This is a genomic window from Micromonospora sp. CPCC 206171 (genome assembly GCF_036906755.1).
In the GTDB taxonomy this organism is placed as follows: Bacteria; Actinomycetota; Actinomycetes; order Mycobacteriales; family Micromonosporaceae; genus Micromonospora; species Micromonospora purpureochromogenes.
Window position 1 is genome coordinate 46,803 of the sequence record NZ_JBAKHT010000034.1, and the last position, 10,044, is coordinate 56,846.

At 73.7% G+C, this 10,044-nt stretch carries 7 protein-coding genes; 3 read left to right on the forward strand and 4 right to left on the reverse strand.

The annotated features are described in order from the left end of the window. Positions 1 to 120: 120 nt before the first annotated feature. The 4 genes from V6U89_RS26970 to V6U89_RS26985 form a co-directional block, all read right to left on the reverse strand. Positions 121 to 2,607, reverse strand: a complete 2,487-nt coding sequence (locus V6U89_RS26970) for a DNA gyrase/topoisomerase IV subunit A (protein ID WP_334574894.1) — start codon at positions 2,605 to 2,607, stop codon at positions 121 to 123. A 31-nt stretch (positions 2,608 to 2,638) separates the two neighbouring features. After that, positions 2,639 to 4,750: a DNA gyrase/topoisomerase IV subunit B gene (locus V6U89_RS26975; RefSeq protein WP_334574896.1), complete on the reverse strand. Its 2,112-nt coding sequence runs from the start codon at positions 4,748 to 4,750 to the stop codon at positions 2,639 to 2,641. A 171-nt stretch (positions 4,751 to 4,921) separates the two neighbouring features. Beyond that, complete coding sequence (locus V6U89_RS26980) at positions 4,922 to 5,563, reverse strand: class I SAM-dependent methyltransferase (RefSeq protein ID WP_334574899.1); 642 nt, start codon at positions 5,561 to 5,563, stop codon at positions 4,922 to 4,924. 158 nt (positions 5,564 to 5,721) lie between these two features. After that, positions 5,722 to 6,159 (reverse strand): RrF2 family transcriptional regulator, encoded by a 438-nt coding sequence (locus V6U89_RS26985; RefSeq protein WP_334574902.1) that lies wholly within the window; start codon positions 6,157 to 6,159, stop codon positions 5,722 to 5,724. A gap of 148 nt (positions 6,160 to 6,307) precedes the next feature. Between V6U89_RS26985 and V6U89_RS26990 the strand changes: the two genes are divergently transcribed. The 3 genes from V6U89_RS26990 to V6U89_RS27000 all read left to right on the forward strand — a co-directional run. Then, positions 6,308 to 7,528: a globin domain-containing protein gene (locus V6U89_RS26990; RefSeq protein WP_334574904.1), complete on the forward strand. Its 1,221-nt coding sequence runs from the start codon at positions 6,308 to 6,310 to the stop codon at positions 7,526 to 7,528. A gap of 66 nt (positions 7,529 to 7,594) precedes the next feature. Further along, the gene (locus tag V6U89_RS26995) at positions 7,595 to 9,247 is read left to right on the forward strand and encodes a carbamoyltransferase family protein (protein ID WP_334574906.1); all 1,653 of its coding nucleotides are present in this window, start codon (positions 7,595 to 7,597) and stop codon (positions 9,245 to 9,247) included. After that, the coding region (locus V6U89_RS27000) for a glycosyltransferase family 2 protein (protein ID WP_334574908.1) at positions 9,244 to 10,044 on the forward strand (801 nt) is incomplete at its 3' end. The genes V6U89_RS26995 and V6U89_RS27000, both read left to right, overlap by 4 nt.

The window sequence follows — 10,044 nt, forward strand, 5'->3', positions numbered from 1 at the left end:
AGTTATTGCCGCGACACGCCGGTGGGCAGGGCAACAACTTCATGGTCAACGCGGGGACACGGGGGACGCGGAAGGGGCCCGGGGGCGTCAGCCCCCGGGCCCCTTCCGCGTGCGGGTGAGTCAGCGTTCGATGAGGTGGCCGAGGACCGTGGGGCCGAGCATCACGGCGAAGCCACTGCCGTCGCGGCGCGGGTCGGCGGGGGGCAGTTCCACCGGGTCGCCGGTGGCGGTCGCGCCGACCGGCCGGGCGCCGACCCAGGCGACCACCAGGTCCGTCTCGCCCTTGAGGAACCGCTGCGCGCGCACGCCGCCGGTCGCCCTCCCCTTCGCCGGGTACGCCCCGAACGGCGTCACCTTGACCGTCGCACCGGTGGAGGTGACCACCATCGGGTCCCCGTGCCCGGGGTCGTCCGTGCGGACCGCCCCGAACCAGACCACCCGCGCCCCGTCGGGCACGTTGACGCCGGCCATGCCGCCGCCCTTGAGCCCCTGCGGGCGGACCAGCGTGGCGGCGAAGCGCAGCAGCGACGCCTCCGAGGTGATGAAGGTCAGCGCCTCCTGGCCGTCGGTGAGCCAGGTCGCCCCGACCACCTCGTCCCCCTCGCGCAGGCCGATCACCTCGAACTCGTCCGAGCGGACCGGCCACTCCGGCGCGCAGACCTTGACCACGCCCTGCCGGGTGCCGAGCGCCAGGCCCGGCGAGCCCTGCGCGGTGGCCCCGAGCGGGGCCAGGCCGACCACCGTCTCGCCGGCCTCCAGCGGCACCAGCTCGGCGGCGGACATGCCCCCGCGCAGCGAAACCGTGCCGGCCTGCTCCGGCAGCACCGGCAGCGGCAGCACGTCGATCTTGAACGCCCGGCCGGCGCTGGTCACCAGGAGCACCCGGCCGCGGGCCGTGGTGTGCGCGACGGCGCGTACCGTGTCGTGCTTGACCCGGCCGTTGCGCCGGCGCCCCTCGGCGGCCTCCTCCGACTCGGCCGCGGTGCGGGCCACCAGCCCGGTCGCGGAGAGAATCACCTGGCAGGGGTCGTCGGCCACCTCCAACGGGCCGGCCGGCACCGACGCCGCCAGCACCTCCTTGAGGTCACCGTCGACCAGGGTGGTACGCCGCGGCGCGCCGAACTGCTTCACCACCGCCGACAGCTCGTCGGAGACGACCTTCTTGAGCACCTTGTCGTCGTCCAGGATCTTCGACAGCTCGGCGATCTCCCCGCGCAGCTTCTCCTGCTCGGCCTCCAGCTCGATCCGGTCGTACCTGGTCAACCGGCGCAGCGGAGTGTCCAGGATGTAGGTGGCCTGGATCTCGGAGAGCTTGAACTTCTGCATCAGGCCGTCCTTGGCCGCCTGGGCGTCGTCGCTGGCCCGGATCAGCTTGACCACCTTGTCGATGTCGAGCAGGGCGATCAGCAGACCGTCGACCAGGTGCAGCCGCTCCTCGCGCTTGCGCCGGCGGTACGCGCTGCGCCGGGTGACGACCTCGTAGCGGTGGGCCAGGAAGACCTCCAGCAGCGCCTTCAGCCCGAGGGTGCGCGGCTGACCGTCGACCAGCACCAGGTTGTTGACGCCGAACGACTGCTCCAGCGGGGTGAGCCGGTAGAGGTCGGCCAGCAGCGCCTGCGGGTTGACGCCGACCTTGCACTCGATGACCAGCCGGGTGCCGCTCTCCCGGTCGGTGAGGTCCTTGACGTCGGCGATGCCGGTCAGCCGCTTGGTCTTGGTGACCTCGTTGGTGATCGCGGCGATGACCTTCTCCGCGCCGACGCCGTACGGCAGCTCGACGACGGTGATCGCCTGCCGGCCGCGGCTGCCCTCGAGGGGGCCGATCTCCACCTTGCCGCGCATCCGCACCACGCCGCGTCCGCTCTCGTACGCTCGACGCACCTCGTCCAGGCCGAGCAGCAGACCGCCGGTGGGCAGGTCAGGGCCGGGGACGAACTCCATCAGCTTGTCGAGGTCGGCGTCCGGGTGGTTGATCAGCCAGCGGGCGGCGGAGACCACCTCGCCGAGGTTGTGCGGGATCATGTTGGTCGCCATCCCGACCGCGATCCCGGACGCGCCGTTGACCAGCAGGTTGGGGAAGGCGGCCGGCAGCACGGTCGGCTGGGTCAGCGAGCCGTCGTAGTTGGGCTCGACGTCGACGGTGTCCTCGCCCAGCTCGCCGACGAGCAGCATCGCCTCGCGGGAGAGCCGGGCCTCGGTGTAGCGCGCGGCGGCGGGGCCGTCGTCGGGGGAACCGAAGTTGCCGTGCCCGTCGATCAACGGCGCGTTCAGCGAGAAGTCCTGGGCCAGCCGGACCATCGCGTCGTAGATCGCGGTGTCGCCGTGCGGGTGGTACTTGCCCATCACGTCGCCGACGACCCGGGCGGACTTCACGTGCCCCCGGTCCGGCCGGTGGCCGGCCTCGTGCATCGACCAGAGGATGCGCCGGTGCACCGGCTTGAGCCCGTCGCGCGCGTCGGGCAGGGCGCGGGAGTGGATGACCGAGAAGGCGTACTCCAGGTAGGAGTCGGAGACCTCGGTGACCAGCGGGTTGTCGAAGACCCGCGCGCCGGCCTGGTCGAAGGCGGACAGGTCCACCTTGGCGCGGTCTTCCTTGCGGCGTGCCATCGTCAGCTTTCCCCTCGAACGGACCCGGTGCTCATGCGTCGATCGCTTCCCGGTCGACCCGGTCGGAGGAGTCGATCAGCCAGTTGCGACGCGGCTCGACCTTCTCCCCCATCAGCAGTTCGAGGATCCGCTCGGCGGCGTCGACGTCGTCGAGGGTGATCCGGCGGACCGCCCGGGTGGCCGGGTTCATCGTGGTCTCCCACAGCTCGTCGGCGTCCATCTCGCCGAGACCCTTGAAGCGCGGGATCGGGGTGACGATCTGCTTGCCGGCCTTCTCCAGCTTGCGAACCGTCGCCTCCATCTCGGCCTGGGTGTAGGTGTAGATGGTCTGCGGGTTGCGCCCCTTGGTGGTGATCTTGTGCAGGGGCGGCATCGCGGCGAAGAGCCGACCGGCCTCGATCAGCGGCCGCATGTAGCGGGCGAAGAGCGTGATGAGCAGGGTACGGATGTGCGCGCCGTCCACGTCGGCGTCCGCCATGATCAGGACCCGGCCGTACCGCAGGGCCGACAGGTCGAAGGTACGCCCCGAGCCGGCGCCGAGCACCTGCACGATCGCGGCGCACTCGGCGTTGTCCAGCACCTGCTGGAGGTTCGCCTTCTGCACGTTGAGGATCTTGCCGCGGATCGGCAGCAGCGCCTGGTACTCGGCGGATCGGGCAAGTCGCCCGGTCCCGAGGGCGCTGTCCCCCTCCACGATGAACAGCTCACTGCGGTCGATGCCCGCCGCGCGGCAGTCGACCAGCTTGGCCGGCATGGACGCGCCCTCCAGGGCGGTCTTGCGCCGGGCCGCGTCCTTCTGCTGCTTCTGGGTGAGCCGGACCCGCGCCGCGTCGACGATCTTCTGGAGCACCGTGCGCGCCTCGGCCTTGGTGCGCCGGTCCTCCAGCCAGGCCTTGAGGTGCTGCTCGATCAGAGACTGCATCACCTTGGTGATGCCGGCGGTGGAGAGCTCGTCCTTGGTCTGCGAGGTGAACTGCGGCTCCGGGATGCGCACGTGCACCACGGCCGTCATCCCCTCCAGGACGTCGTCCAGGGTGGGCGGCTCCTCCTTGGCCTTGAGCAGGCCCCGGGTGTTGCGTACGGCGTCGGCGAGGGTGCGCGCCAGCGCCCGCTCGAAGCCCTTGCGGTGGGTGCCGCCGTGGGCGTTGCGGATGGTGTTGGTGAAGCACTCCACGGTGCGCTCGTAGCCGGTGCCCCAGCGGAAGGCCACCTCGACCTCGGCGCGGCGCTGCACGTTGGACTGCATCACGCCGTTGGCGTCGGCGGCGTTCTCCCGGTAGGTGCCCTCGCCGGTGACGAGCAGGGTGCCGGAGACCGGCCGGTCGCCGGCCGGGGCCAGGAACTCGACCATGTCGGTGAGGCCGTTGGGGAAGTGGAAGCGCTCCTCGGCGGGCTGCTCACCGGTCTCGTCGCGCAGCCGGTAGTCGACGCCGGGCACCAGGAAGGCGGTGTTGCGCAGCTTCATCCGGACGGCGTCGACGTCGAGCGCCGCGCCGGTCTCGAAGTAGCGGGCGTCGTGCCAGTAGCGGATCGAGGTGCCGGTGCGCTGGCCGCGCTTCATCGCCCCGACGATCTGGAGGCCGGGACCGGCGGTGAAGGGGGCGTCCGGGCCGTCGCCGTCGAAGATCCCCGGCACGCCGTGCCGGAACGACATGGCGTGCACCTTGCCGCCACGCCGGACGGTGACGTCGAAGCGGCGGGAGAGCGCGTTGACCGCCGAGGCGCCGACGCCGTGCAGGCCGCCGGAGGTCTTGTAGCCGGAGCCGCCGAACTTGCCACCGGCGTGCAGCCGGGTGAGCACCAGCTCGACCCCGGAGATGCCGGACTTGGCGTGCACGTCGGTGGGAATGCCGCGGCCGTCGTCGTCGACCTGCACCGAACCGTCGGCGTGCAGCGTCACCTCGACCTTCCGGGCGTGACCTGCGACACCCTCGTCGGTGGAGTTGTCGAGGATCTCGTTGACGAGGTGACCCACGCCACGGCTGTCGGTGGAGCCGATGTACATGCCGGGACGCTTGCGGACGGCGTCCAGGCCCTCGAGGTGGGTGAGGTCGTCGGCCCCGTAGAGGGTCTCAGGCTGTGCGGTCAACTGGTCGTACTCCCAGGTCTCGGCGGTGTGGTGCCGCTCACCGTCTTGATCCACCCTGACTCGATCTCCACGCGCGGCGCGCCGCAGCGAGCCTAGCCGCACGCCCCGACACAACCGCGCAGCCCCGCTGGAGCCATCGCGAACGGGGCGCGCGTCGTCGGTCTCCCGGGAGCAACGCCGGTCCCCGCCGAGGTGTTCCCGGGTACGGGGCCGCCCGACGACGCCTCAGGGCCGGATCGCGGCGCCGAGCACGTGCGGTGACGCCGGGGCCGGCAACCGACCGGGCGGGAAGCGGAACCGGTCCAGCCGGGCCACGCTGAAGCCCGCCGCGACGATCGCCGACACGGTGTCCCGCCCGGTGTGGCAGCCGCCGCAGAGCAGCGGCCAGCAGGTCGCGTCGACCACCCGCTGCGTCCGGCGCAGCCCGGGGGTGCCCGCGGCGACGTGCTCGTAGAAGCGCAACGACCCGCCGGGACGCAGCACCCGGTACGCCTCCCGCAGCGCGACGGCCTGGTCGGGGACCGAGCAGAGCACCAGCGACATCACCACGGCGTCGACGCTGGCGTCGGCCACCGGCAGCGCCTCGGCCAGCCCGTCGGTGACCGTCACCGGCACCGGCGCGTGCTCGGCGGCGCTGCGGGCGGCGGCGCGCAGCCAGGGCTCGGGCTCCACCGCGAGCACGGCGTCCACCTCGGGCGGGTAGTGCGCGAACATCCGGCCGTTGCCGGCGCCCACCTCGACCACCCGCCCGCGCAGGCCGGCGACCAGTCGACGCCGGTGCTCGGCCGCGCCGGCCCGGTCCAGGGCCACGCTCGCCCGCGCGAAAACGCGGGCGAACAGCGGGTGGGACACCCGGGAGTTGGACATCTGCGCTCCGCATCGACGTGGGCCGCTCGTCCCGCACGCTACCGCCCGTCCGCCACCGCACCGCCACCCCACGCCCGCCCCACCTGGGGCAACCCACGCAGACCCGGCAGCCAGGGGCCGGCAGCGGGGAGGCGCGGGGCGGTGACCGGCGGAACTCCTCAGCGGGTACGCGGGCGCGCCGTGAGCGTGAGCAGGACGGGGGCGGCGGGGCTGTCGGCGAGGTCGCCGAGGCGGACGTCGTCGAGGACGGCGAGGAAGGCGGCCTGGGCGCGGCGCAGCTGGCCCCGGAGCCGGCAGTCGGAGCGCAGCGCGCAGCCGGACTCCTCGCAGGCGACCACCTCACCCTCGCCCTCGAAGGCCCGCACGACCTGACCGACGGTCAGCTCCTCCGCGCCTTCGGCGAAGGCCACGCCGCCGGAGCGGCCCCGGATGGTGACCAGCACACCGAGCCGTTGCAGCCGCTGCACCACCTTGGCGACGTGGCTGCGGGGCAGGTCCAGCCGCTCGGCCAGCTCGTCGACGGTGGTCCGGGTCGACGCCGGCGCGGTCAGCATGGCGATCCGCAGCGCCATGTCGGTGGACCGGTTGAGCTTCACGTACCGACCCTAGCCAGCGCCTTCCGGCCCGGACAGGGGCCGGGAGACCGTGACGCCGGCAACACCGGACCCGGGACTTTCGGCCCTGAAGAGGCATCTGAGATTCCTGTTTAAGTGCTGGCGTAGGCAACGCAGAAGGAGGAGCACCGTGCTCTCGGAATCGTCCACGGCCGTGGTGATCGCGACCCTGCCCGTCGTACGGGCACACGGGGAGGAGATCACCGGCCGGTTCTACCCGCGGATGTTCGCCGCCCACCCGGAGCTGCTCAACCTGTTCAACCGGGGCAACCAGGCGACGGGCCAGCAGAAGGCCGCGCTGGCCGCCTCCGTCGTCGCGTACGCCGAACACCTCACCGGCGCCGGTGGGCCGGCGTGGAACGCGATCCTGGACCGGATCGCGCACAAGCACGCCTCGCTGGGCATCACCCCCGACCAGTACACGGTCGTCGGGCGGCACCTGATGGCCGCCATCGGCGAGGTGCTGGGCGCGGCCGTCACGCCGGAGGTCGCGGCGGCCTGGGACGAGGTGTACTGGCTGATGGCCTGCGAGCTCATCGCCCGGGAGGCCCGCCTCTACACGATGGCCGGCGTGGCCGGGGACGGCGCGATCTGGCGCGACTGGCGGGTCACCGGGGTGGTGCCGGAGGCCACCGACGTCATCTCGCTGACCCTCGTGCCGGCCGACGGCGGCCCGGTCCCCGGCTTCGTCCCCGGGCAGTACGTCTCGGTCGCCGTCGACCTCGACGGCGGGCTGGGCCAGCAGATCCGGCAGTACAGCCTCTCCGGCCGTCCCGGCGCCGACCACTGGCGGATCACGGTCAAGCGGGTACGCGGGGTCGGCGGCGCACCGGACGGCCTGGTCTCCACCGTCCTGCACGAGCGGGTCGCGCCCGGCGACACGCTCCGGCTCAGCCCGCCCTTCGGCGAGGTCAGCGCGGTGGCCGGCGACGGGCCGCTACTGCTGGTCAGCGCCGGCATCGGGCTCACCCCGGCGATGTCCGCGCTGGAGCACCTGGCCGCCACCGCGCCCGAGCGGCCCGTGGTGCTGGTGCACGCCGACCGGGACGGGGCGGCGCACGCACACCGCGACGAACTGCCCCGGCTGCATGCCCGGCTGCCCAACCTGCGGCTCAAGCTCTGGTACGAGCGGACCACCGACGGCGACGACCCGGCGGCGCTGACCGCCGAGGTGGCCAGCGGCCGGATCGACCCCGAGCTGATCCCCCTCTCCCCCGACGCGCACGTGCACCTCTGCGGGCCGCTGCCGTTCATGAACGAGGTCCGGGGCGGGCTGCTGCGCCGGGGCGTACCGGTGGAGCGGATCGCGTACGAGGTGTTCGGGCCGGGGATGCTGCGCGGCGGCGTCTGACTCCTCCGGCGGGAGAAGTCGATGATCTACCGGTTAGGAGGAGAAGTCGAGGGTACGGACCTTGGCATGCGCGTCCTCGGTATCAATGCGATCTTCCATGATCCGGCCGCCGCCCTGGTGGTCGACGGACAGGTGGTGGCCGCCGCCGAAGAGGAACGGTTCAGCCGCCGCAAGCACGGCAAGCGACCGGTCCCGTTCTCCGCCTGGGAACTGCCCGAACTCTCCGCGGCCTGGTGCCTGTCCAGCGCCGGCGTCGACGTCGACAGCCTCGACGCGGTGGCCTACTCCTTCGACCCCGGCCTGTGCCGCGATGCCGCCGACCTCGGCCTGGCCGACCCGTGGGACTGGCTGCGCGTCGACTACGCCCGGCGGGCCCCGCAGTTCCTCGCCGCCGCCCTGCCCGGCCTCGACCCGGAGAAGGTGCGCTTCGTCCCGCACCACGTGGCGCACGCCGCCTCGGCCGGGCTGGCCGCCCCGCCGGCCGGCGACGACACCGCCGTCCTGGTGCTCGACGGCCGGGGCGAGGTGGCCAGCCACCTGGCCGGCGTCTACCGGGACGGCGAACTCAGCCCGCTGTACTCGCAGGAGCTGCCGCACTCGCTCGGCCTGCTCTACGAGGACCTCACCCGCCACCTCGGCTTCCTGCACTCCAGCGACGAGTACAAGGTGATGGCGCTGGCCTCGTACGGCCGGCCCAGGCACCTCGGGCTGCTGCGCGAGCTGGTCCGGGTCACCGACTCCGGCGGCTTCCACGTCGACCGGATCGACTGGGCGAGCCTGGCCAAGGCCGCCGAGCCGGGCGCCGAGCTGACCGAGGACCACGCCGACCTGGCCGCCAGCGTGCAGGCCCGGCTGGAGGAGGTCATCCTCGACCTGGCCCGCTGGCTGTACGACGCCTCCGGCGGGGCCTCGACCCTGGCGATGGCCGGCGGGGTGGCGCTGAACTGCGTCGCGAACGCCCGGCTCGCGGCCGAGGCGCCGTACCGGGACGTCTGGGTGCAGCCGGCGGCCGGCGACTCCGGCACCGCGCTGGGCGCCGCCCTGCACGTCGCCGGCACCCTCGGCGACCGGGCGACGCCGATGAGCGGGGCGGACCTGGGTCGCGGCTGGTCGGACGAGGAGCTGGAGGCGGAGCTGCGCCGGGCGGCGCTGCCGTACTTCCGGCCGGAGTCGATCGCCGCCGAGGCGGCCCGGGTGCTCGCCGACAACGGCATCGTCGCCTGGTACCAGGGGCGCAGCGAGTACGGCCCGCGCGCCCTCGGACACCGCTCGCTGCTGGCCCACCCCGGCGACCCGGCGACCACCGCCCGGATGAACGACGTCAAGGGGCGGGAGCAGTTCCGCCCGATCGCGCCGATGGTCCGCGCCGAACGCTTCGCCGACATCTTCGACGGGGTCTTCCCCAGCCGGTACATGCTCTTCGTGCACCGGGTGAAGCCGGAGTGGCGGGACCGCATCCCGGCGGTCACCCACGTCGACGGCACCGCCCGGGTGCAGACCGTGCACACCGACACCGAGCCCCTGGTCGCCGAGCTGCTGGCCGAGTTCGAACGGCTCACCGGGCTGCCGGTGGTGGTGAACACGTCGCTGAACACCGCCGGCCGGCCCATGGTGGACACCCCGCGCGAGGCGATGGAGCTGTTCGGCTCCGCCCCGGTGGAGCTGCTGGCCCTCGGCCCGTTCGCGGTGCGCCGCGGCGCACTCGGCGGTGGCCGGTGATCAGCATCGTGGTGCCGACCCTCGGCCGGCCCAGCCTCGGCACGTTGCTCGACGCCCTCGCCCCGCAGCTCACCGAGCTGCCCGACGTGGAGATCCTGTTGGTCGACGACCGGCGCGACGCCGCCGGCGAGCTGGCGGTGCCGGGGGCGCTGTCCGCGTACGCCAAGGTGGTGACCGGTCGCGGCGCGGGCCCGGCCGCGGCGCGCAACGTCGGCTGGCGGGCGGCCCGCCGGCCCTGGGTGGTCTTCCTCGACGACGACGTGGTGCCGGCACCGGACTGGGCCCGGCGGCTGCTCGCCGACCTGGCGGTGGGTGACCGGGTCGGCGGGGTGCAGGGGATGGTGACGGTGCCGCTGCCGGGCGACCGGCGCCCGACCGACTGGGAGCGGAGCACCGCCGGCCTGGCCGAGGGCGAGTGGATCACGGCGGACATGGCCTACCGGCGGGCCGCGCTGGCGGCGGTCGAGGGCTTCGACGAGCGCTTCCCCCGGGCCTACCGGGAGGACGCCGAGCTGGCCCACCGGGTCCGCCGCGCCGGCTGGGAGCTGGTCCGGGGCCGACGCGTGGTCACCCACCCGGTGCGGCCGGAGGACCGCTGGGTGAGCCTGCGGGTGCAGCGGGGCAACGCCGACGACGCGCTGCTGCGCCGGCGCTACGGCCCGGACTGGCGCGCCGAGCTGGGGTTGCCGCCCGGCCGGCGACCCCGGCACGTCGCGACCGCCGCCGCCGGGGCGCTGGCGGTGGCCGCCGCCGCGCTGCGGACCGTGCTGCCCCGCGACGGCGCGCCGCGCCGGGTG

What these genes read in the sequence shown, in the direction of transcription:
- V6U89_RS26970 (WP_334574894.1), bottom strand. Translation starts at nt 2,607, where the DNA reads ATGGCACGCCGCAAGGAAGACCGCGCCAAGGTGGACCTGTCCGCCTTC.
- V6U89_RS26980 (WP_334574899.1), bottom strand. Translation starts at nt 5,563, where the DNA reads ATGTCCAACTCCCGGGTGTCCCACCCGCTGTTCGCCCGCGTTTTCGCG.
- V6U89_RS26995 (WP_334574906.1), top strand. Translation starts at nt 7,595, where the DNA reads ATGCGCGTCCTCGGTATCAATGCGATCTTCCATGATCCGGCCGCCGCC.